This window comes from Legionella gratiana (assembly GCF_001467695.1).
In the GTDB taxonomy this organism is placed as follows: domain Bacteria; phylum Pseudomonadota; class Gammaproteobacteria; order Legionellales; family Legionellaceae; genus Legionella; species Legionella gratiana.
This window is the reverse complement of record NZ_LNYE01000003.1, coordinates 183609-208310: the sequence shown is the minus strand read 5'-3', so window position 1 is coordinate 208310 and position 24702 is coordinate 183609. Positions and strand designations below refer to the sequence as shown.

Below are 24702 nucleotides of genomic sequence, written 5' to 3'. Positions count from 1 at the left end.
TCAAACGACTACTGAAGAAGACTGGATGTATGATACACCCAAACTCGATGATGTAGTAACGACGGTATCTGTGAGCCTTGATGGAACTTGTGTATTTATGTGTCAAGAAGGATGGCGAGAAGCTATGACTGGAACGATTGCATACGATTTATTTGGGTGCTGCACCCGAGTATGATAAAGCCTCCTTTTTAGAGAGGCTTGAGCGAGAGGTTTATCACATTAATTTGTTGGATTAGCAGAAATCGGCTAAATTTATAAGGGGATAGTACATCAATCGGAGGTCACACCCGATTCATTAGATGTGACCATAAATGACACCATTGCAAAATAAAATACTGCTATTTCACGGGAACATTCTGCGTAATATATCATCCTTATTAATAAAATGGTGCTTTAAAGCTGCGGCTGTGTGCAAGCATATAGCGGCAATCAGTCCATACCCCAACCATTGATGCATCCATTCAAATAATATTCTTTTATTTTCATCTGGAGCCACAAGATTGGGTAAGGTAAATAGCCCAAAAAATGATGCAGGTAGTCCGGCTGCAGAAGTAATTAACCACCCAGTAATAGGCATAGCAAACATGAATCCATAAAAGGCCCAATGCATACTACGTGCAGCAAGTTTTTCAAGCCATGGTAGAGCAAGCTCTGGCATTTCATTACTCACGCGCCAAACAATTCTAAAAATTGCTAAGAAAAGTACTAAAAAACCATATTCCTTATGCCAACCATAAAGTTTCAATTTTTCAGGACTCCATGGCAATGGTACCATGTACAAACCCATTGCCAATAATCCAATGATGAGTAACGCAATAATCCAGTGAAGCAATATAGCAACCATTCCAAATTGCGTTGTACTGTTTTTTATTTGCATGAACATTACCCTGCTTTTTTATCAAGATATGCTTCTGCACCGATTTTAATATTGACTGTATCACTTAAAGCAGGCAAGAAAGCATTGATACCAAAATCGGAGCGTTTTATCGCCGTAGTTGCTGTAAATCCAGCAGACATTTTATTATTAATTGGATTCATTCCCTGCTTATTTAAAGTTACTTGTAGTACAACAGGCCTACTCACTCCACGTAAAGTTAATGTACCGTCTACTGTTGCAGTGTCTTTGCCTGTTGGAGTTACTTTATTGCTTACAAAAGTTGCTGTAGGAAACTGTTTTGTATCGAAAAACAATTTACTTTTTAAATGTTCATCAAGTTCAGGTACACCTGTTACCATATCTGCTACATTAATTGTTACATCAACTTTACTTTGACTTGGGTTATCTTGATCAAGAATGAGTTTACCGCTTGCATACCACTTACCGTATTGAGTTGAAAAACCAAGATGCTCAATGCTCCATAATACATAAGTATGCTTATTATCTAAAATAAATGTTTCTGGTGCTGCATTCACTTGAAAAGAATAAATAATAAGTAAGATAAATAATGAGAAGTACTTTGCTAGTTGTTTCATACTAAAACTCCATTTTTGATGATAATCAATGTTCGTTTGGCATATCAAACTCACCTTATAACTCTATTTTTCTGCTGTGAGACTACCACCCACTATACGATCACAAAGTCCTTTGGGTAATAAAATAAATGCATCCTTTTGATTATCTTTAGTAGCTGAAGACGCACATGAAGCAGTTGCCGTAGCACAATCATTCATGCCCTTTTTAGAAATTCCATAGCACTTCTCAGTTGCAGCAGCATCATTATTGTCAGCAGCTGCACTTCCAGCTGCAGTAAGAATAAAAAAAGCAGTTATTACTGATTGAATGATTTTTTCTTTTGTTCTCATTATTTATCCTTAGCAGTTTAAATTTCTCTTAACATACAATAGAGAAATTAAATCAACAAGTAGGTTGAGCATTATTTTAACCTCTGTTCTACATAAAAAAGTAAAATGATTTTTTTTATGTAGAACTGCTTTTATTTAGAACGGGATCGTTCGTTTAGCGATAGAAAAGATATCTCATACCCTTTCTATCGAATTGATGCTGATTAGGTTGTTAAATCACGAGAACAACGAACTTTAAATTGATTTAATTTAAAGTCATAAAACTGGAAATTATCTCCACTAGAAGAGAAGTTTTGAAACCAAGCATAAAAGAGAGGTAAATTAGAGTATTCTGTAGAACTCCAGTAGTAACCTGAAAAATTGCCGATGCTCTTTTCAACTAAATTTGATTGGATGTTTTGTTGGGTTGAGACACACCCGCTTCTACAACTGCTAGGATGTTTTTCATATCCTAGCTCACAAACAGCAGGTAAATACCAGTCTGAATATCCTTCAATATCCATGTTGCAAAGTCCCGCAGCATAATATGTTAAAGGATAGGAAGAAACTGGGCTGTAATAATTTAAGATGTTTTTACTATTACATTTTCCATTAGTTCCTGCTTTACAAGGTGTTGAAGATTTTTCATTGATTCCATGGATAGTATAATGCACATCACAGCTGGCTCCTCCGGATCCATTAGAACTCCAAATGATGCCCTCGTGCTCTGAGGTATTTACTACTTTACCCCCTATACTTCCATTTACTGATGTATCATCAATTGAATAAATATAACCCCCTTGATAGATACAACCATACCCTAATACAAAAACACTCAATTGTGTTGAAAAACCATTATCAGATGTTAGGTTTATTTTTCCAGGTATAGGTTGTGCTCCAGAAGTACAAGGAATACCCTCTAAGCTATTACTTGCAACAGGGCCTGGGAAAATCGTCACTGTACAAGTTTCATTGGGTTGAAGCGCGCTCGAACAAGTTGTTGAAACTCTTGTTCCTTTGGGTAAATCAGATGAATCTACTGAAACATTAGTCGCATCTATGGATCCTAGGTTAGTTATAATAAATTGCCGTGATGCTCCCGATAAAGCGGCATTTACCTGAGTGCAGGAAGAGTTAGGAGTAGTGCAAGCGACTGAAAGAGATAACTGAGATACATTGGGTGTCAGTGTCGCTTTACCAAAACTTACTTTAATTGTGTGATGTGTTGTAATATTACTAAGCTGGTAGGTGTTTCCTCCTTTTTGCACACGCTTCTCATCAACAAACCAATCATTCACGCCATAACCAACATCAGGCGTTGCAGTAAATGTGACGGTACTCCCCTTTTTGACCTGTTGTACACTGTTTGGATTAATCGATCCATGTTCTTCGGTAATAGGCGTTATGCTGTATTCTGGAGATGGAACTGGTTGATTAATTAATTGAACTGCCAGTTGAATATTGGTGGGAGGTTGGCTGCAAATAAGTGGAAATAATCGAAAACATAACTCGGGTCCTCCAAAAATATCTCCTTTAAGTTCAGCTCCTTTTGCCTCTAAAACCAACTTACATGAATGTCCCGGTAATAAAAAAATGGGGGATTCACAATCATCCTTTTCATAATGAACTTGATCAATACCTGGTATTTCTTTCATAACCATATACTGAGGGTCTTTTTGTGCTTTATTTTTTACCATGTACTCAATTTTTTTTGTTTCAGTAGGTGCAATCGAAATATTTGTTGGTGTTAAGGGAGTAAATTCTATGTTTAACCTTGTGGCACCTTTTGCTTGAGCTGATACAGAAATAAAAAATGATGCAGTGACAACAATTACTTTGTTGATTAAATTCATTTTTCAACCTCCTAAAGAAGCTAGATACAATTAGATTTGAAATGAAGTTATAATTGTTGCAATTAACAGATAAAAGTTCCCTTTTATTTAATTTGCTGATCAATTGTGTTTAATTGCAACAAGGAGACATTAAAAGATGAAACAGCGAGAGTCTTCTTTAATTTCCTCATCCTGACTTAGTGAAGATTCATCAGATTCCACACAGTGTGATCGTTTAGATGATTTGAAAAATGAAACGAGACTTGTTTCATGTTCATATTCAAGGCTATGGCGGCTATAAGATTTAAATTCAGCCAAACATGCGAAAGATTTGTATGCTGCTGTAAGCATTGCTCCTACAATGGTAATTCCTACTGCAACACCTAAAAGAGGTTGAACAATAAGTACGGGCAGGGCAATACCAAAAACAGCGGCATATAACGAAGTTGCTGTAGCTGCCCAGAATAGAGATTCTGCTGCTTTAGCAATATCATGAAAAATAACATTTCTTTTTCGTGAATTTATATCACGACTAATTTGATTTAACGCCATATCAGAACTGAGTTTTCCATTTTTAATTTGGGTTAGATTATCAACCAATAATTCATAACTAGATGTGATTTGTTCTATAGTTTTTGTGCGAGTTGCTTTTCGATAAGATAAATTATAATACTGTTCTATCGCTTGGATTGTTTGGGACATCAATTTATGAGTCTGCATATAATCCTGAAATAAGGTACGTAACTTCTTGTCACAATTTTTTAAACGCTTTTCTATATCACTATTATAAACAACCATTTCCAATTCCTTATGTTCTATGTTAACTCAAAAATAAATTACATTCTCAATATACAGAAGTAATCCTCTATATATGTAACATATATTTCACCATATTGTTATTATTTTTTATAAACTCAATAAAAATATCGCATAACTTACTGAATTAATGAAACTTATTTCACATAGAACGGCCTAATAGTTTTATTATTTATCGAATTCAGGCCAAAAATGAATATTAAGAATATCACTTCCAAAAGGGACTGTAGCTAATAGAGGAGAAGATAGTTTATGAATTAGAGTATTGATATTTTCTGATAACGCTTGCATGTTGGGATCGATACAATTAGCAATCCAGCCGATGCATTCAATTTGATGAGCATTTAAAGCAGCTTCTGTAAGTAAAGCGTGATTAATACAGCCTAATTTCATTCCCACAACAAAAACCACAGGAATTCGGGTTATTTTTAACCAATCAATCCACGTTTCTGTGTTATTCAAAGGAACCATTAATCCCCCTGCTCCTTCGATAAATAATTGATCTATCCCCTCTAAGTGTATATTAAGACAATAATCAGCTATTTCGGTTATTGATAAACGCACGCCTTCATTTTCAGCTGCAATATGAGGTGATACCGGTAATTTAAATCGCCAAGGATTAATAAGGTCTAAATGAAACTTGTCATTTTTTTGTAATAATTGCGCATCACTGCTAATTAATTGATTTTCAATTTCTGCACATCCGCTTGCTATGGGTTTGATTGCGGCGGCATTTAAAAAATAATCAACTAAACGTGTAGTAACATATGTTTTACCGCAATCAGTATCAGTACCAGTAATAAAATACCGTCTCATTTAATAAACTCTCTAATTTCGTTTATGAATAAATCCATATGAGATAAAAAAGGCATGTGCGCTGCGCGGTTAAAAAGTATGTAGTTAAATTTTGGATACTCTGTTTGCATAAATCGCATAGTTTTAACAGGAACAATAGGATCAAGTCGACCAAACATAAAATATGAAGGTTTAGTAAACTGTTTTAATTTCTTGCGAAAATCCCAGGTTTCCAAAATATTAAGACCAAATTTCAACCCTTGTGAAGAAGGCAATCTGTCTGGTAAATAGCGTAACCGATCATTGATTGCTGCACCATGAAGCTCGAGAAACTCGCTTAATGTCCTGTAGGGATCATCAGATATTTTTTCATAAAACCCTTCAAAAACCTCTTTAGAAATACCCGGCCATGATTCATCAAGCAAAAATCGTGGTGAGGAAGCAACACTGATAAAAAAATCAACTCGTTCAGACTCCTCTAACGCCAAATGCATGGCATATAACCCTCCCATAGACCAACCTACTAAAGCAAATTTCGCTGGTAATTGACTCAGTAAAACTGTTTTAAATAACTGCCAATCCATGATTGAGCTATGTCCAAATCCGGGTAAATCGACGAGTATTAGTTGATAATGGGTCTTGAGTTTTGGCACTAACGCCAACCAAACCTGACTATCAAATCCCCATCCATGAAAAAAAACAAGAGGAAATCCATCGCCATATTTATGGATGTTTATATTCATAAATTCTACTTAGCTTATCAAAAAGCCCATAAATCTGTTCTGAAGTGTGGTTATAATTCAAAATAACTCGTAATCCTGATTCTTTGGTACTAACTGTTGGTTTCCTTATCGCGCAACAACTAATACCCTGCTTTTTAAGCTCATTCGCATAATATAGTGCTAAATGTGGACATCCTAAGCGCAACCTCTGAATTGGACTTGATGAGTCGACCCATTTTAGAGGTGATTTTTTAATAAGCTCTCTAAATAAAGCAATTAGTTGCATTAATTTTACTCTTCTTTCTTCAGCAAGAACAATAAATTCTAAAGTCTTTAGTAAGCCATAACTTAAAGCCGGACTCACAGCAGTTGAATAAATAATGGAACGCCCTGCTTGTAATAAAGCATAGATCCAATCGGCTTTTCCAGCAACGATAGCTCCTTGTGCAGCGAAGGCTTTCCCTAATGGAATAATTCTCAATGGAACTTCTTTTTGAGTTAATCCATGAGCAACAACAGCCCCTTTGCCCTGCTCCCCTAAAATACCAAAAGAATGTGCCTCATCGACTAAGAGCACACTTTTACTCTCACTACAAAGAGAAGAAAGAGCGGCCAAAGGAGCTAGCTGACCGCTCATGCTAAAAATTCCTTCAGTAATTAAAGCGCTTCCAGTAAAATTTCTCGTTAATTTACCTCTTAAATCTTCTAAATCATTATGAAAATAACGCACATAGTTTACTTGGGACAAAGTTAATCCATCATAAATGGAAGCATGAATTTCTTTATCAATGAAACAAGGTACTTTTAACTGACCCAATAAGGCTGTAACAGCAAGATTTGCTGCGTATCCTGAAGAAAATAAAAGGCAATCATCCACTGCTAAAAGATTAGCAAATGCTTCTTCAACCGCCCGGTGAGTCGTATGATAGCCACTAAGTAACATAGATGCACCACTACCACTTGGATATAAGCTATATCCACATTGGTATGCTTCAGAAATTCGTTTGTCCAGGGTTAATGATAAATAATCATTGCTGTCAAAATGTATTAATGACGAATTTTCTAATAGCACTCGAGTTCTTAATAAACCTTGAGCAGCTAACTGATTGGTATAGTCTCTAATTTTATTACTTAACAACATTTATACCATCTCAGTAAGACCCAGTTTATTAAAAAGAATTTTATCTTTAGCTCTCTGGGGATTCTCTTCTGTTAATAATTTATCACCAATAAATACTGAATTTGCGCCCGCAAAATAACACAGTGCTTGCAGCTCATCATTCATTTCAGTTCTTCCTGCAGTCAATCGAATCATACTTTTTGGCATTAAAATTCGAGCCGTAGCAATAGTGCGAACTAATTCAACTCCTTCAACCTGCTTTGATTGAGCAAGTGGTGTTCCTTCTACTGGAATCAGGCGATTAATCGGTACACTTTCTGGTGGTGCTTCCATATTTGCCAGAGTTAATAAAAATTCAATACGGTCTTCTCGTGTTTCGCCTAAACCTAAAATACCACCACAGCAAACACTAATTCCTGCTGCACGAACATGATTTAAGGTTTCTAATCGATCGCTAAACTTACGTGTAGTCACTACTTTTTCATAATAGGAAGGTGAGGTATCAATATTGTGATTATAAAAATCTAAACCTGCTTCCTTTAAGCTTGATGCTTGTTCTGGCGTTAACATGCCTAAAGTCATACAGGTCTCTAATCCTAAGCTTTTTACACCTTTAATCATCTCTTGCAAATCATTCATCGCCTTATCAGGTGGGCAACGCCAAGCGGCCCCCATACAAAAACGTTTCGCGCCACCCTCTTTAGCCTCTTGCGCACGTTTTAATACATCGGCAACTGACATTAATTTTTCTTTTTCAACATGGGTTTTATGATGTCCACTTTGTGAACAATAGCCACAATCCTCAGGACAAGCACCCGTTTTAATACTTAATAAAGTAGCAAATTCTAATGAGTTGGGTTGATGATGCTCTCTGTGCAATGTATGAGCATGATGCAATAAATCATTAAATGGTTGCTCATAAATTGCTGTAATTTCAGCAATGGACCAGTGCTTTTTTGGTTGAGTCACAATGATAATCCCCTGACATTCTTATTTTTAACGTCAGTTCGATATAAAAAGGTACTTTATTTTTTATATCGAACAGTTTTTATTTATGCAGTGGACATGATAAAGTTCGCACCAAGCTTGTCAACCAAAATTTTTTAAATGGTCAACACTCAACAATTAATTACTCGAGATTTAAAGCATGTTTGGCATCCTTGCGCCCAAATGAAAGACTTTGAGATTTGTCCTCCTATAGTTATTGAAAAAGCCAAAGGCAGTTATCTATATACTAATAAAGGACCATTAATCGACGCTATTTCAAGTTGGTGGTGTAAATCTTTAGGGCATGCTCATCCAAAAGTAATGACCGCAATAACCGATCAACTTAATCGGTTTGAACATGTTATTGCGGCAAATACCACTCATCCTTTATTGGTTGAATTAGCAGAAGAATTAGCCAATATTACTCAAAAACAACATGTGTTTTTTGCAAGTGATGGAGCAAGTGCTGTTGAGATAGCCATGAAATTAGCCATTCATGCCAATCTAATCAAAGGCTTTGCCAATAAAAATCAATTTATTGCATTAAAAAATGGATATCATGGAGAAACACTAGGTACTATGAGCATTAGTGACTTAGGACTCTACAAAGCACCTTATACATCATTCAATCTGAAGTGCCATTTTATTGATAATATTCCCTATGTTTCAGGTAAAGCCGATCCTTTATGGACTAATTGCGAGACGCATTGGTCTTCTATAGAAAAACAATTAGAAACAATGGATGATAATGTCTGTGCGCTTATTGTTGAACCAATAATTCAAGGCGCCGGTGGAATGTTATCTTATAGTCAAGATTTCCTAAAAAAAATAGCTTTATGGGCTAAAAGTAGAGGTATTTATCTCATTACTGACGAAATAATGACTGGAATAGGTCGTACTGGTGAATGGCTTGCTGCCAATCATGCTGGAATTGGAGCAGATATTATTTGTCTATCTAAAGGATTAACTTCAGGATCCATTCCTCTAAGTTGCGTTATGATCGACCACTCTATTTTTGAACTTTTTTATGCAGATTATGCAAGCGGTAAATCATTTTTACATTCTCATACATACAGTGGCAATCCACTCGCAGTGAGTGCAGCCTTAGCAACGATTAAAGCGATGCACGAAGAAAAAATAATTACTCATGTTCGAAATCTAGGTGAGTATATGCTGACTACCTTAACTGAAGTCGCCCAGCTTTCTGGTAAATTAAAAAATATTCGTGGCATAGGAGCTGTTGTCGCTGCAGAGCTTGAAGATTCATTAGATCATCGAGTTGGGAATAAAATTTATCAGCATGCATTAAATTATGGTGCATTGATAAGACCCATAGGAAATACACTTTATTGGTTACCTCCATTAAATACAAGTCACGAAATAGTTGGGAAATTAGCTGAAATAACACTAAAATCTATAAAGGGAGCATATGCGATACCTTAAACATGCGAGAATTACTCAAAAATTTGTTATTTTTTATCTATAGGCGATTTAAATTTCTCTGGATATTGTTCACTATTTTATCTTTTTTTATTTTTTCTTATATTAATTTGTATAATAATGCCATTCAATCATCGATTTCAGCTTCAAAAGTCGCTAATCGATTAACGAATGAAATTGATAAATTTATCAATAACATATTTAAGGATATAAATAAGTTACTTTTAGATCACAAGCAAAATAGAATAAACAAAGACAGTATTATTTCTTCATTACAGCATATCGATATAAATCATCCACGAATTTCTGGCATAGCCTTTTGGGATCCAACTCATCAAATTATCTATTCCACATTGCCTCATAATAAAAGTTATCTATTAACTGTTAATCCAACACGAGCCTTTATAGGACCATTAACTTCCTCGTGGTTTGTCCATCCAATTTATGTAGTGCAAAGAAAAATTGATAATTACCATGCTGAAATAATTATTATGGCGCCCATACTTGAAAATATATTTAACTCTCTTGAAAATAACTATTCAATTGCATTACATGATGAGAATCAGAAAAAAGTCATTGTCAAAACGAAGCAAACAGAAAAACTCAATTGGTTCAATAATAAGATTCTTGAAATTAGATCCCTTTTATTTCCACAAGTAGTTGCCTCAACACAATTAGATAGTATTGATAATATTTCGCTCACTGTTGTTGAAAATAGACAAAATACAATCCGTAATTTTTGGTACAGTGAAATCTTACTTATCTTTGATATTCTATGGCTTTCTATTTTGTTATATTTTGTGATCAAAAAAATTATTAGCAGATATCATTCATTACACAGTGCCATCAGGAAGGCCCTTAAAAAAGAACAATTTTATCCTGTTTATCAACCCGTATTTGATACAAAAGAAAATATTTATTCTGGAGCAGAGGTTCTTTTAAGATGGCAATATTATCAAGATACAATCATAATGCCTGATCTCTTTATCGAAGAGGCCGAAGATACAGGCTTAATTGTTCCTATAACATTACAAATCGTTGAAATCGCATTTAAAGAAACTAAAGAGCTTCTCCATAGCCGCCCTTCATTTCATTTAGCATTTAATGTATGTGCTTTTCATTTTACCAATGATTCTTTTTTTGACCAATTCTATAAGTTAGTAGAACAATATTCTATTTCACCAAAGCAAATATTATTAGAAATAACAGAGCGTTATTTACTTGACGTCACTAATAAATCGTTTATCAAAAGAATGTTAGAACTTCGAGATTTAGGATATTCTTTGGCTATAGATGATTATGGGACAGGACATTCAAGTATTAGCTATTTACAATATTATCCTTTCAATTATCTAAAAATTGATAAAATATTTATTCAAGCTATAGGTTCAAAAGCGATTACAGAAACTTTAAATGATGCCATTATTCATTTAGCAAAAAAAATAAATTTAACTATTATTGCAGAAGGTGTAGAAACTCAGGAGCAAGTTAATTACTTATTGGAAAATGAAGTGCATTTTCTACAAGGATGGTATTTTTCAAAAGCACTTTCTATTGACCAATTAACTAACTTATTAAAAGGAGAAATGAAATGATTCGGTATATAATTTACTGTTTTATGATTCTTTTGAGCGTATCTTTTTCGAGCATTGCAGCGCCAGTAGATCCTAATGGTGATTATTGGCTATGTAAAACTCACGACGAGACAAATACCTTTTGGAGCGCAAAAAATATTTATCAAAAAATTGCGCTGAACTTTTCTTATGCTCAGTGCAAGAGAAATAGCCGATTACCTGCTACATGCCGAACAAGTAAAGCTAACTGCGAAAAATTCGTTGCAGGGGTTAATATAATGCCGATGTGGGAATGTACGGCATTCGACAGAGCTGCATTTGCATGGACAAGCAACCGTTATCCACATCGTGAAGATGCTGCTTTAGCTGCTAAAGCTTATTGCAAACAAAAAAGTCCTATACCGGATACATGTTACATTAATTTAATAACCTGCATGAATAAACAAGCGATTTAAAAATGGTTTATTGCATTGGATTAACAGGCGATATAGCAAGTGGTAAAACAACTGTCGCTACACTTTTTTCTCAATTGGGTATAACAGTAATCCATGCTGATAAAATATCCCGAGAACTTACTCAAAAAGATCAACACATCTATAAAAAAATTGTCGAACATTATGGAACTAATATCCTAAACTCAGATAAGGAACTAAATCGTAGCCAATTAAGAGAAATTATTTTTTCAGATCCCAAAGAGCGGGAGTGGCTTGAGCATCTTTTACATCCACTTATTCGCCAGAAAATTGAAGAAAAAGTTGCCACCTGCACAACTCCTTATTGTATTGTAGAAATACCTTTACTGATTACGAAGCATAATTATCCTTACATCGATAGAGTATTACTTATCACTACACCAATAAAAACCCAAATATCACGGGTAATGCAACGAGATCAATGCACTAAAGAGCAAGCGCAAGCTATCTTATCAGCTCAACCAAATTTGAATCTTCGTTTAAAAAATGCTCATGATGTGGTGGTTAATGATTTGGGGATTGAAGAGCTGACAACAAAGGTAAACAATTTACATCGTCGGTACCTTCAATTATCAAATGACGATATATCATAGCGATTACATATTGATTGGCCTCAGGAAAATCTTTAGGATCTAATTCCTGAAGGCTAATCCATTTCATAGCTAACTGCCCCTCCATGCATGAAGGTTCTCCCGAAAAATGCGTTACCAGAAAAACGATTAATGTTACCGACTTATCCGAATATTGATGGTTTACTTCCCCCAACAATTGATATTGGTGAACCTCTAGATCAACTTCTTCTTTGACCTCTCTAATCAGTGCAAGCTCGGAAGTCTCATTTTCTTCCAATTTGCCTCCAGGAAACTCCCAACATCCTCCATGAGAAACATGGAGAGGACGCTGAGTTATTAAGAGACGTTGCTGATTATCAATAATAATTGCTACTGCAACCGTTAGATTCACACTAAACTTCCATGACACGCTTTAAATTTTTTACCAGAACCACAAGGGCAAGGATCATTTCGCCCAACTTTCTTATCCTGGCGCTTATAAGTTTGGGGGGTATCCTCATTTTCTTCGTCAGTATCACTAAAATTACTGTGTTGTAAGTTCACTTTACTCACTTGCTCTGCACGTCGTTGCTCTTCAACCGCATTGACATCTTCCGGAGTCTGAATTTCCACAGAAGAAATCAGTCGAATTACGTCATACTTTAAATTATCAAGCATTGTAGAAAATAAAGTGAATGCCTCTTTCTTATATTCTTGCTTAGGATCTTTTTGTGCGTAACCACGCAAATGAATACCTTGGCGTAACTGATCCATTGCAGCAAGGTGTTCACGCCACTGATTGTCTAGAGTTTGCAAAATCACAGACTTTTCAAACTGAGACATTGTCGTTCTTCCTGCCTGATTCACTTTTTCATTATAATGTTTTGCGGCTAGATCAAGAATTTTTTCTTTAATTTGTTCTGGTTGGATATGGTGGTCTTCCTCAATCCATTCAAGCACAGGAATTTTAAGTTTAAATTCCTCTGCCAAGACATCACTTAAAGCTTTAGGCTCCCACTGATCCTCTAAACTTTGTGGCGGAATATAGGTATCAACAAGATTAGACATTACTTCTTCTCTCATCATATTTACCGTCTCTTCTGTATCTGTCATTTCCATGATTGAAGCACGTTGGGTATAAATGACTTGTCGTTGATCATTAGCTACATTGTCATAATCTAAAAGTTGCTTTCTTACATCAAAATGATGCCCTTCCAGCTTGCGTTGTGCATTCTCAATTGCCTTTGTTACTAAACTGTGTTCAATAGGTTCCCCAGGCTGCATTCCTAATCGACGCATCATTGATGCAACACGCTCCGAAGCAAATATCCGCATTAAATTATCTTCAAGTGACAAGTAGAAACGGCTGCTTCCCACGTCTCCTTGACGACCTGAGCGGCCTCTAAGCTGATTATCAATGCGGCGTGACTCATGACGTTCTGATCCAATAATTCTTAGTCCACCTGCCGCAATAACCTCATCATTGCGTTGCTTCCAGAGTTTCTTAACTTCCTCTTTTTCTTCCTCAGTGGCGGTTTCTGGTAATTGAGCTAAGTCGGCAGCCAAACTTCCACCTAAGACAATATCGGTTCCCCTACCCGCCATATTGGTTGCAATAGTAACCGTACCTGGACGACCTGCTTCAGCAATAATTTGAGCTTCTTTTTCATGAAACTTAGCATTCAAAACTTGATGTTTGATGTTTTGTTTTTTTAACAGTTGGCTCAAGAATTCAGAAGCCTCAATAGACACAGTACCTACTAAAACAGGCTGCTTACGAGCAATACAATCACGAATGTCGGCAATAACCGCTTGAAATTTATCTTGTTGCGTTAAATAAACCAAATCAGGCTCATCTTTTCGTATCATTGGTTTGTTTGTTGGAATAACGACCACATCAAGATTATAAATCTGCTGTAGTTCATAAGCTTCTGTATCCGCTGTTCCAGTCATTCCTGATAATTTGCTGTACATCCGGAAAAAATTCTGGAATGTAATAGAAGCAAGGGTCTGGTTCTCATTTTGGATAGAAACATGTTCTTTAGCTTCAACAGCCTGATGCAACCCTTCAGACCATCTTCGACCTGGCATTGTTCGACCAGTATGTTCATCCACAATAATAACTTGGTTATCCTTGACAATATAGTCTATGTCACGATGAAACATAGCATGGGCTTTTAATGCTGCATTCACATGATGCATTAACATAATATTGCTGGCATGATACAAGCTCTCACCATGATCCAACAATTTCGCTTTAACAAGTAGCTCTTCTATATGTTGATGACCTGCTTCAGTAAGATGCGCCTGCTTTTGTTTTTCATCAACAGTATAATCACCTTCTTCACCACCTTCTTCCTGCTTTTTTAAATGAGGAATTAACGTATTAATTTTTATATAAAGTTCTGAACTGTCTTCGGCTGCGCCAGAAATAATCAAAGGTGTACGCGCTTCATCAATAAGAATGGAGTCTACCTCGTCAATTATGGCAAAGTTAAGTTCTCTTTGTACTTTATCTTCAAGGCTAAATGCCATGTTGTCACGCAAATAATCGAAACCATATTCATTGTTGGTTCCATAAACAATATCGCATCGATATGCTTCTTGTTTTGCAGCATGAGGCATGTCTGGATAAATAACGCCTACAGTTAAACCTAGAAATTCAAATATAGGCTTCATCCATTGGCTATCGCGTTTGGCAAGATAATCATTAACAGTAACAACATGAACACCTTTTTCGGTAATCGCATTTAAATAGGCCGGTAGCGTAGCCACTAGTGTTTTACCTTCCCCAGTACGCATTTCAGCAACGTTCCCTTCATGCAATACCATGCCACCAATTAACTGCACGTCAAAATGACGCAACCCTAAAGTTCGTACCGATACTTCTCTTACTGTAGCAAAAGCTTCAGCTAACAGTTCATCAAGACTTTCTCCCTCAGCAAAGCGTGCTTTAAAATGCTGAGTTTTTGCGGCTAACTCAGCATCAGTTAAATTTTGCATTTGCGTCTCAAATGCATTAATTGCCATTACTGCCTTTTCCATACGCCGTAATGTACGCTCATTTCGGCTTCCAAACATTTTCTTTATCAACGCATTCAGCATGGCCTAAATAATCCTCTGGAGATTTCAAATAACAAATTAGTTAATGTACTAAAATTTGGAAAAAAATACCATGAATACCTTTTAATTTAAGTGAATATTGGATGCTTATTTTCCATTTCTAACAAGTACTGACTTAATTGATCAAACAAGTGGATATCTTTAGTTTGCAAAATCTCCATTAACTTTTTTTTCCACTGGCTCGCTCCAGGTAAACCAAATGCTAAATTAAATATAGGTTTAATCAGTAAACTAAGAGAAACTCCTTGAGAAAATTCATCAAGTAAATACGTTAAATAATCATGAAACACTTGGCTACGCGTGCATTTAGGTTGTTTAGAATAAAGTTCATGGTGTATTGTTGCAATTTGAAAAGGATTATCACAGGCCAATCGCCCAAGCATCACCCCATCTACATACTGTAGATGAACATTAATTTCTTTTAAATTCAATATATTACCATTAATTACAATAGGGATATGAGGAATTTCTTTTTTTAAGCGGTAAACATAATCATAGTGAACAGGTGGAATGGTGCGGTTTTGCTTCGGATTTAAGCCCTGCAACCAAGCTTTACGGGCATGAACAATTATTTTTTGCGCACCCGCATCAACTAATTGATGGACAAAATTACTAAAAAATTCATAACTGTCTTGATGGTCTATTCCTATTCGGGTCTTTGCAGTAACAGGTATACTCACTGCTTCTTTCAAAGCACGAATACAAGCAATCACCTTGACGGGTTCATTCATTAAACATGCACCAAACTTCCCTGCTTGAACTTTATCACTTGGACAACCTAAATTAAGGTTGATTTCATCATACCCTTCTTGCTCAGCTCGTTGGGCACACTGAGCTAGAATACTTGGCTCAGAGCCACCGAGCTGCAATGCAAGAGGATGCTCCTTTCTATTAAATTGTAACGATCGGATAGGATTGTTGCATACAGCCCCTGTAGTTTGCATCTCAGTATACAAAAGAGCATTTGGTGCCAAAAGACGCATAAATACACGAAAATGCCTGTACGTCCAATCAATCATCGGAGCTATAGCTAAAGGAGAAAATAAAATCGGGGACACTTTGATATTTAATTAAAAAACCGTGATTATAACCGAACTTTCAATTTGGCACAAAATTTGAATAAAACACCCAATCTTATCCTAGAAATCAATATATTGTCGAAATATCAGTGTCTCATAATGAAAAAATAATAGATTTGGGTAGCAATAATTATTTTTGCATTTAACTGTTCTTGCCAAAAAATTAGTTTTGTCAAATCGGTAGGTTCCGTATGTGACTAAAAATTGGCCGGAAACTCAAAGGTTAGCGTCTGGATCCTCAGTATGATACTATTTTTTCAATTTAGTCTATAAACCAAAAACGGACCTATCACAACACGAACCACATAAAAATAGAGATAATATGATGAAATGGACTTCACCTACAGGTTTATTTGGTTTGGCATTAAGTTCTTTGGGCTTAGTAGTTATTTTTGGATGGTATTTTCATATACCCAATTTAATTTCTGTATTACCTAATTATATAAACATGGTGTTCAATACAGCCCTATGCTTCACTCTATCTGGCTTGGTGTTGTTTCTATCAAGAAACAACTCAAATCAGAACAATCGTATTTATACAATTTTTGGCTTGTTAATTTTGACACTTTCTGGAGCAAGCTTTGCTGAATATCTTTTTAACACACCATGGGGTATTGATGAATTATTTATTAAAGTATGGCTTTTTGATCAAAATCCATATCCAGGTAGAATGGGACTTAATACTAGTGTGGGATTTATATTAGTAAGCCTATGCTTCATTTTATTTCCATATACCGATAAGCTTTTTATTGCGATACTCACTCAGATAATCATTTTTTCCATTATGCTTCTTGGTATATCCGCTGTACTTGGATACTTGTTAAAATTAGAATTTCTCTATAGTTGGTATCAATATACTCGTATGGCTATTCATACATCGATTGGTATGAGCTTGCTCAGTATTGCTTTATGGTTAGCATGGGAAAATAACCATAATTTTTCCAAGTTTTATCATGACAATGAAGATAAGAAGATCATCTTATTAAGTTCATTTATTTTAATTAGCATCACGGGCATTGCTTGTTTAGCGGGTTTTACAATTGCTGTTAATCCTTTAGAAAAACAAATCGAACTCATCATATTAATTTTAGCCATCTCAATTGGTCTAGGAATACTATTGTTACATTGGCAAGTATTGCCAATCATAAATCAACTTGTAGTTGTAAAGAAGGATGCTATTGATAGCAGTATGCGATTACAAGCGATTTTTAATCATGCAGCGGAGGGTATTATTACTATCGATACTCAAGGGACAATCGAGTCATTTAATCCAGCCGCTACCAAAATGTTTGGTTATAGTACTACAGAAGCATTAGGGAAAAATTTAGAGATTATTATTCCGCCTGATTTACGAGAAAAACACAGTGCTGGAATGGAAAAGTATTTAAAGACCCATAATTCGACAATTGTCGGTAAGCATAGTGTGGTGATCCCTGCATTACGAAAGAATAATGAGCAATTTCCCATGGAAATTGCTATCACGGAAATGCAGGTTGATAACCAATACAAATTTATAGGTATGATGCGTGATGTATCAGAAAGAAAAGTCTATGAAGAAAAAATATTAGAAAGCGAAACACGATTTCGATTAGCTTTTGATTATTCACCTATAGGGATAGCTTTGGTATCACTAGAAGGGCGTTGGCTAAAAGTCAATAAGACATTATGCGATATCGTGGGATATAGCGAATCAGAGATGCTGCGCATGGATTTTCAAACTATTACCCATCCTGATGATCTTGAATTAGATATTAAATATGTGAAACAACTCTATGATGGAGAAATACCATTTTATCAAATGGAAAAGCGTTATATTCGTAAGGATAAAAAAATTACCTGGATTCTAGTCATTGGATCAATTATTCGTAACGAGCAAGGAGCTCCACTCTATTATATCGGGCAAATTCAAGATATAAATGATAAAAAGAAAAAAGAAGACGAACTATCTTTTAAAGCCAATTTTGACACACTAACAGGTCTTGTGAACCGTAATCAGCTAGAACATAGTCTAGATTTAACCATATTATCTGCTCTGAGACATCAACAACAATTTGCTGTTTTTTTTATTGATCTTGATAATTTTAAACAGGTGAATGATTCTCTTGGACATGATGCTGGTGATGAGTTATTAAAAGTTATTAGTGATCGCTTTAGAAATAATATAAGAAAAACCGATATTGCAGCGAGATTAGGTGGTGATGAATTTATTTTGGTACTTCATGATATTAAAAGTCCAGAAATAGCTGCAGTTTTTGCTGAAAAAATTCTAAATATATTATTAAAACCAATAACTATAAAAGAACATGAGTTATTAGTCACTGCAAGTATTGGCATTAGCTTTTATCCATCAGATGGAGAAGATTATCACTCATTGATTAAAAGTGCAGATTTAGCTTTATACAAAGCTAAAGAAGAAGGACGCAACAATTATCAATTCTGCACGAAAAAAATTAATGAGGAAATAAAAGATAAACTATTATTTAAGAATTCGCTAAAAAAAGCTTTAAAAAATAATGAGTTTTATCTTACTTATCTGCCAAAAATAGATAGTCAAAAAAAAATTACAGGATTTGAAACCTTATTACGATGGGAAAATCAAGAATACCAGACGGTATCTCCATCGAAAATTATTCCATTAGCAGAAGAAATTGGCATCATAAATCAAATTGATGATTGGATTTATGATACTGCTATTGATCAAGGGTTGCACTTAAGAACTAGTTTTAATTTACCTATAAAAATCTCAGTTAATGTATCAACAAAACAGTATTTACACTCTGAGTTCTCCAATAGTGTTTTAAAAAAACTAAATCAGAAACAATTTCCAGCGCAGTTTTTGGCACTTGAAATTCATGAGAATTTGATTATGCAAGATCCTAATCATTCAATAAAAGTAATCAAGCATCTTAAAGACAATGGCATCGAAATCATTATTGATAACTTTGGTACAGGATATTCATCTTTAAATTACTTGAACCAGTTCAATGCAGATTACATCAAAATAGATCCTCAATTTATAAAACATATAGTAGAGAACTTTGAACACCGGGAATTAGTGATGGCTATGATTGCTCTAGCCAGAAGTTTAAATATAAAAATAATAGCCGCAGGAGTTGAATCTATGGAGCAATATCATTTATTGTCACAATTAGGGTGTGATGAACTGCAAGGTTACTATATTAGTAGGCCACTACTTGCAAAAGAAATATTACAATTTATTCATAAATACAGTAACAAAGTAAACGAGTAGAATACTCACTAAGAATTTTGGAGAAAACGGAGTGCTTCATGGAAGGGTTTAAAATAGCTTTGTTCCTCAATGAATTCGACACTTCTCGCTTTGTGAGCATGATATCCACTTATTTATTGCTCGCTGTCACAACATGACAGTGACTCCATATTGGCCTTATGAGAATAAAGAAAATCATGAAGAGTTTAGCTTCAATGCATATGAAAAACGCAAAATTATCACAGCGTCGTCTATTTGTATTAGATATCGATGAAAATCTCGCAAGCATTCAATTTGATGAAGGTGAGCCACATAGTTTGTCAAAAAGTGCTGAACGAAGCTTAAGTCAAAGTCCCTCAGGTACGGTAGATAAACCAGAATTGATCCCAGGGATGTTATGCAAAAAAGCAACGGCATTTAGACAAGATGAATGGAAAACATTTTTTGAAGAAATTATTACCATCAATGAACGCTATAAAAAGCAATCAAGCGATAATGTTCCATTAATTTCTATTATTTTTTTGACCAATGCCTCTTATGATGGCGAAAAATTTATGAATAATGTTTTTAAACATTTTTTTGGAGCGAAATTAACAGAGCAATTGGTTCCAGACCCTATTGGATTTTATAATAGACAGAATCAATTAAAAGATATGAAATATCTTGATAAAAGTGATTATCTAGAGTACTTATTTCCTCATTTACAAAATAAATTCGCTCTCCTCAATCGCTCACAAATAATATTAGTTGATGATTCGCAAATAAATATTTACGGTGCTAAAGAATATGGTTTTTCAGCAATCCACCACCCATCTAATCCAACACAAAGACCCTCATTTTTTACTTTTACAACACATGGTGCTCAAGTGTTCCAGCAAATGCATCAAGTCCTTAAGGAGGCAGATGATTTTGTCAGTTTATTAGAGAACAAACTTCTTTGCTCAGAGGATATCAGATATCACTCATAGAATGATTGACACTATTCATTACCTGGATTAATAACTGCAAACGTGTGCGCCCTTGAAAAAAATTAATATCCAATTTATATGCAGCATGGATGTACCTAACACGGTGATTTGGCCAAGACTTTAGATCAACGTTAAAAGCAATCGCATCCACTTGCTGTTTACTTTGCGTTTCAATTAAGGTCATTTTTAAATGACTCTTTCCAACCAAACGCTGCTCAAGAATTTCAAAAATATTATCAAAAATAGGTTCAGCAAATTGCTGTCCCCATGGCCCGGCTTGTTGTATGAGCTGTGCGATCTCAAGCGTTAATTCATCGGGTTGCAATGGACCATCAGTAAGTATTTCGCCTTCGCATTGTGATAAATCAATATGTTGACCAACTTCTAGTACTAATGCTTCACGAAAAGCACTAAGAGAGTTAGGATGAATACTTAAACCAGCCGCCATAGCATGCCCACCAAATTTCTTAATGAGGCCTGGATGATCTTTATCTATCGCAGCCAAAATATCCCTAATATTTAAATCTGGAATTGAACGTGCTGAACCTTTTAATTCATCATCGCTTACTGCGGCAAAAGCAATAACCGGACGGTAGTAGCGATCTTTCATTCGCCCAGCCAAAATTCCAATCACTCCTTGATGCCACGTTTTATCAAAAAGGCACAAAGCAATAGGCAAATGAGTACTGTTATAATCAGCATCGAGAGTAAGCTTTTCCAATACAAGTAATGCTTGCTCTTTCATTTCTAGTTCAATTTGTTTTCGCTCTTCATTGAGTTCATCTAATTGCTGACAATAAGTTCTTGCCTGTTGTTCATCCGTACTCATTAAGCACTCTATACCCAAGGCCATATCATCTAATCGCCCAGCAGCATTGAGACGGGGGGCAATAGCAAAACCCAAATCAGACTCTCTTAAACGTGCATATTCACGCCCAGACACTTCGATTAAGGCTTTAATTCCCACTCGACCAAGCCCTTGGCGTATTCTTGCCATCCCTTGGTTCACCATAATTCGATTATTTTGATCAAGTCCAACCACATCAGCAACTGTTCCTAAAGCAACTAAATCCAAAAAGCTTGCCATGTTTGGTTCGGCAATATTCATTTCCTGAAACCAATTGATATTAATTAAATGCCTACGCAGAGCTAACATTACATAAAAAATAACCCCTACTCCAGCAATAGATTTACTCGGAAATTGACAACCTGGTTGATTAGGATTCACAATCGCACAAGCATTAGGAATAGTTTCCGCAGGCAAATGATGATCGGTAATTAAAACATCTATGCCTAATTGATTTGCTCTTTCGACCCCATCAAAACTAGCAATGCCATTATCCACCGTAATAATGAGTGCCGGCGTCCACTTGCTGGCTACATCGACAATTTGAGGTGTTAAACCATAACCGAATTCAAACCTGTTGGGCACTAAATAATCAATAAACTGAGCTCCCATAGCACGTAAAGCAGTAATTGCGAGTGCTGTTGAGGTCGCACCATCTGCATCAAAATCACCAACAATGATAATACGCTGCTGTTCACGTAATGCCTTTGCTAAACGCATACAAGCAGCATCAATACCCTTTAAAGTATCAAAAGGTAATAAAGCTTGTAACTGCTTATCTAATTGAGATGCTTCTGTTATGCCGCGAGCAGCAAAAATCCGCTTAAGTATCTCAGGTACATTAGGCATATTGGGAATATGTCTTGGTGGCACACGCTGTTTAATAAGCATGGATAAGTTTTCTCCACAAATGAACAAGCCAACCACTAGAAAATTGGATGTAAGCAGCATTATTCCAATACCAATGGATGGTCATTTTTTTTAATTCTTCTTGATGTTGTTCACTGAGCATAGAAAACTCGGTGAGCAATAAAATCTTATAATCCTTAAGTGCTAATGAAGAGTTATATAAACTCACATTTGTCCCACAAATTTTTGCCCAAGGTAAAAATTGTTCATCAGCACAAATACTTATTGCTTTTTTCTCCTTAAGTTTTGCATTTCCCCAAACCCATAATCCATTAATTAAAGAATTATTAGGTCTAGATGCAAAAAGCATTTGGCATTCAGTTAAAAACTTTTGCCAATACATTGTATTATCTAATTGCGCCAATTCAGGCATTAAGGATTGATTCAATAAATGCTGTACTGGTTTAGCGCGTAACAAATACTCTTTATCATTGTATAACAACCAGGTTACTGGATTATGGTAATGAAGAACTTTACCTTCTTCTGCGAGATACTGCGAAAATAGTTCGAACCATAATTTAGCTTCACCCTCTTGAATTTGCAGCTCTTTACCTAAAGTCGCAATCATGGCGTCATTATGGGTAGCTACCCAATGAACAAGACTCAAAACGAACCACTCACCTTCTAATTTATGATACTGCCTTAATAAATCGGCAAAAGGTGGATCAGAAGGATCATAATCGAGACAACGTAAAAAATGAAGCAGTGCATTTCCTTCTGAAGTTAATAATTTTGCGTTTTCTGGAATAATGGTACATTCTGAGTCAATCACTACATGCATACTTATGAAGCCTTAATCAGTCCATCTCTTTTAAATAATATTTTCAAGTTTCTTAATGCTTGACGCATACGATCTTTATTTTCTATAAGGCCAAAACGAACATAACCATCTCCTTGTTGACCAAAACCTATCCCAGGTGATACTGCGACATGAGCTTCTTGTAATAAGTACTTACTAAATTCAAGTGAGCCCATATCTTTGTAATGAGAAGGGATAGGAGCCCAAACAAACATAGTTGCTTTGGGACGCTCCACTGCCCAACCTAGTTCATTTAAACCATCACAAAGAATATTACGGCGTTTCTCATAGAGATCTCTAATTTCTCGCACACAGTCATCAGAACCTTCTAATGCAGCAATTGCTGCAACTTGGATTGGTGTAAATGTACCATAGTCCAAATACGATTTAATCCGAGTCAGCGCTGCAACAAGCTCTTCGTTACCACAAGCAAAACCAATACGCCAACCTGGCATATTATAAGATTTAGACATTGAATAAGTTTCAATAGCTATGTCTGTAGCACCAGGAACTTGCAATATTGAAGGTGCTTTATATCCATCAAATACGATATCTGCATAGGCTAAATCATGGATTACCCAAATTTGATGTTTTTTTGCCAAATCTACTATTTGTTCAAAAAAAGCATAATCGACACAATGGGTACTTGGATTTGCAGGAAAATTGATTACTATCGCTTTAGGTTTAGGCAAACTGCTGTTGATGGTATCTTCAAGGGATGCTAAAAATTGGGTTTCATTAATAAGTGGAATTTGTTTTACATTGGCTCCAGCAATAATAAATCCGTAAGTATGGATAGGATATGCGGGATCAGGTACTAAAATAGTATCACCAGGTCCACTAATCGCTAATGCTAAATGAGCTAACCCTTCTTTCGAGCCAATAGTCGCTAATATTTGTGTTTCATTATTTAAATGCACATTATAGTTGCGTTCATACCAAGAAGCCATTGCTCGTCTTAACCGTGGAATTCCCTTAGACATTGAGTACCGATGCGTATCTGGTCGTTGCACCGCTTCGATCAATTTATTCACTATATGCGGAGGTGTTGGTTGATCGGGATTTCCCATACCAAAATCAATAATATCTTCTCCACGTGCTCGCGCCTCTGTTTTTAATTGTGTTAATGTGTTAAAAACATAGGGTGGTAAGCGCTTAATTCGTGGAAATTGATTCATAATATCGACCTCTGTAGTATACTCACAGCCACTATAACCCAATCACCCCTCCAAAACCATGAATATCAATTTAGAAGAATCAGAACTACATGCGGTGCAAGCTTATAATAATAACAAAATTCAGATTAATTCCACTGTTTACGAAAAAAGTTTCATTGTTTCCAAAAAAGAAATCATCAGTGAGCTATCCATTAAAAATATCCTAGATATTGATGAAGTCTACTTGAGCTTATTAACGCAATTCAAACCGGAAATTATCATCATTGGCCATGAAAATACCGGAAAACTCCCATCTTTGTCAATTATGAGTCAACTTGCACAACAGAGAATTGGAATTGAATCTATGTCAATCGGCGCAGCCTGCCGTACTTATAATGTTTTGTTAAGTGAGCATCGAACTGTTGTTGCAGGATTTATTTTCTGAATGCGGCACTTTTTTGAAAAAATAGGTTTCTTCGTCTATACTCCATGTTGATCA

At 35.6% G+C, this 24702-nt stretch carries 22 protein-coding genes and 1 pseudogene; 8 read left to right on the top strand and 15 right to left on the bottom strand.

All coding sequences use genetic code 11. The annotated features are described in order from the left end of the window. Positions 1-227, top strand: a pseudogene (locus Lgra_RS17355) (ISKra4 family transposase); the annotation flags it as partial. 116 nt (positions 228-343) lie between these two features. Here Lgra_RS17355 and Lgra_RS01785 read toward each other — a convergent pair. The 9 genes from Lgra_RS01785 to bioB all read right to left on the bottom strand — a co-directional run bounded on the left by Lgra_RS01785 (position 344) and on the right by bioB (position 8036). Then, positions 344-877, bottom strand: a complete 534-nt coding sequence (locus Lgra_RS01785; RefSeq protein WP_058497580.1) for a cytochrome b — start codon at positions 875-877, stop codon at positions 344-346. A 5-nt stretch (positions 878-882) separates the two neighbouring features. Then, the gene (locus Lgra_RS01780) at positions 883-1473 is read right to left on the bottom strand and encodes a YceI family protein (protein WP_058497570.1); all 591 of its coding nucleotides are present in this window, start codon (positions 1471-1473) and stop codon (positions 883-885) included. A gap of 63 nt (positions 1474-1536) precedes the next feature. After that, positions 1537-1803 (bottom strand): BufA1 family periplasmic bufferin-type metallophore, encoded by a 267-nt coding sequence (locus Lgra_RS01775; protein WP_058497569.1) that lies wholly within the window; start codon positions 1801-1803, stop codon positions 1537-1539. 203 nt (positions 1804-2006) lie between these two features. Continuing rightward, positions 2007-3635 (bottom strand): InlB B-repeat-containing protein, encoded by a 1629-nt coding sequence (locus Lgra_RS01770; RefSeq protein WP_058497568.1) that lies wholly within the window; start codon positions 3633-3635, stop codon positions 2007-2009. 129 nt (positions 3636-3764) lie between these two features. Next, a complete protein-coding gene (locus tag Lgra_RS01765) occupies positions 3765-4412 on the bottom strand; it encodes a DUF5638 domain-containing protein (protein WP_058497567.1) in 648 nt (215 codons plus the stop codon). Positions 4413-4598: 186 nt separating this feature from the next. Next, a complete protein-coding gene (gene bioD / locus Lgra_RS01760; RefSeq protein WP_058497566.1) occupies positions 4599-5246 on the bottom strand; it encodes a dethiobiotin synthase in 648 nt (215 codons plus the stop codon). After that, positions 5243-5968: an alpha/beta fold hydrolase gene (locus Lgra_RS01755; protein ID WP_058497565.1), complete on the bottom strand. Its 726-nt coding sequence runs from the start codon at positions 5966-5968 to the stop codon at positions 5243-5245. The genes bioD and Lgra_RS01755 overlap by 4 nt, the downstream gene beginning before the upstream one ends. Continuing rightward, positions 5949-7088 carry an aminotransferase class I/II-fold pyridoxal phosphate-dependent enzyme gene (locus tag Lgra_RS01750; protein ID WP_058497564.1) on the bottom strand — a complete coding sequence of 380 codons (1140 nt, stop codon included), beginning with the start codon at positions 7086-7088 and terminating at the stop codon, positions 5949-5951. Before Lgra_RS01750 ends, Lgra_RS01755 begins: the two co-directional genes overlap by 20 nt. Continuing rightward, positions 7089-8036, bottom strand: coding sequence for a biotin synthase BioB (bioB, locus tag Lgra_RS01745; RefSeq protein WP_058497563.1), 948 nt, complete (start codon positions 8034-8036; stop codon positions 7089-7091). A gap of 138 nt (positions 8037-8174) precedes the next feature. Between bioB and bioA the strand changes: the two genes are divergently transcribed. The 4 genes from bioA (at position 8175) to coaE (ending at position 12134) form a co-directional block, all read left to right on the top strand. Further along, entirely contained in the window at positions 8175-9497 is a 1323-nt protein-coding gene (gene bioA / locus Lgra_RS01740; RefSeq protein WP_058497562.1) for an adenosylmethionine--8-amino-7-oxononanoate transaminase, read from the top strand. A gap of 65 nt (positions 9498-9562) precedes the next feature. Then, a complete protein-coding gene (locus tag Lgra_RS01735) occupies positions 9563-11089 on the top strand; it encodes an EAL domain-containing protein (protein WP_238584325.1) in 1527 nt (508 codons plus the stop codon). Then, positions 11086-11523 (top strand): hypothetical protein, encoded by a 438-nt coding sequence (locus Lgra_RS01730; protein ID WP_058497560.1) that lies wholly within the window; start codon positions 11086-11088, stop codon positions 11521-11523. The genes Lgra_RS01735 and Lgra_RS01730 overlap by 4 nt, the downstream gene beginning before the upstream one ends. A gap of 2 nt (positions 11524-11525) precedes the next feature. Then, positions 11526-12134 carry a dephospho-CoA kinase gene (coaE, locus tag Lgra_RS01725; RefSeq protein ID WP_058497559.1) on the top strand — a complete coding sequence of 203 codons (609 nt, stop codon included), beginning with the start codon at positions 11526-11528 and terminating at the stop codon, positions 12132-12134. Here coaE and mutT read toward each other — a convergent pair. From mutT to dusA, 3 genes are all read right to left on the bottom strand, one after another. Next, positions 12046-12504: an 8-oxo-dGTP diphosphatase MutT gene (gene mutT, locus Lgra_RS01720; RefSeq protein WP_058497558.1), complete on the bottom strand. Its 459-nt coding sequence runs from the start codon at positions 12502-12504 to the stop codon at positions 12046-12048. The two genes, coaE and mutT, sit on opposite strands and share 89 nt — an antisense overlap. After that, entirely contained in the window at positions 12501-15197 is a 2697-nt protein-coding gene (gene secA, locus Lgra_RS01715; RefSeq protein WP_058497557.1) for a preprotein translocase subunit SecA, read from the bottom strand. The genes mutT and secA overlap by 4 nt, the downstream gene beginning before the upstream one ends. Positions 15198-15283: 86 nt before the next feature. Further along, entirely contained in the window at positions 15284-16273 is a 990-nt protein-coding gene (gene dusA, locus Lgra_RS01710) for a tRNA dihydrouridine(20/20a) synthase DusA (protein WP_083502832.1), read from the bottom strand. Between the two features lie 343 nt (positions 16274-16616). Here dusA and Lgra_RS01705 point away from each other — a divergent pair, with 343 nt between their 5' ends. Beyond that, positions 16617-19544: an EAL domain-containing protein gene (locus Lgra_RS01705; protein ID WP_238584324.1), complete on the top strand. Its 2928-nt coding sequence runs from the start codon at positions 16617-16619 to the stop codon at positions 19542-19544. A 176-nt stretch (positions 19545-19720) separates the two neighbouring features. Beyond that, on the top strand, positions 19721-20491 hold the full coding sequence (locus Lgra_RS01700) for a hypothetical protein (protein ID WP_238584323.1): 771 nt from the start codon (positions 19721-19723) through the stop codon (positions 20489-20491). Here Lgra_RS01700 and recJ read toward each other — a convergent pair. Genes recJ through alaC form a run of 3 tightly spaced genes read right to left on the bottom strand, consistent with a single transcriptional unit; the run spans position 20475 to position 24224 of the window. Further along, positions 20475-22229, bottom strand: a complete 1755-nt coding sequence (gene recJ / locus Lgra_RS01695; RefSeq protein ID WP_058497555.1) for a single-stranded-DNA-specific exonuclease RecJ — start codon at positions 22227-22229, stop codon at positions 20475-20477. The genes Lgra_RS01700 and recJ overlap by 17 nt on opposite strands. Then, the gene (locus tag Lgra_RS01690) at positions 22219-23028 is read right to left on the bottom strand and encodes a hypothetical protein (protein WP_058497554.1); all 810 of its coding nucleotides are present in this window, start codon (positions 23026-23028) and stop codon (positions 22219-22221) included. Before Lgra_RS01690 ends, recJ begins: the two co-directional genes overlap by 11 nt. Before the next feature lie 2 nt (positions 23029-23030). Further along, positions 23031-24224 carry an alanine transaminase gene (gene alaC / locus Lgra_RS01685; protein ID WP_058497577.1) on the bottom strand — a complete coding sequence of 398 codons (1194 nt, stop codon included), beginning with the start codon at positions 24222-24224 and terminating at the stop codon, positions 23031-23033. Positions 24225-24282: 58 nt separating this feature from the next. Between alaC and Lgra_RS01680 the strand changes: the two genes are divergently transcribed. Next, positions 24283-24648, top strand: a complete 366-nt coding sequence (locus Lgra_RS01680) for an Mth938-like domain-containing protein (protein ID WP_058497553.1) — start codon at positions 24283-24285, stop codon at positions 24646-24648. Positions 24649-24702: the final 54 nt, after the last annotated feature.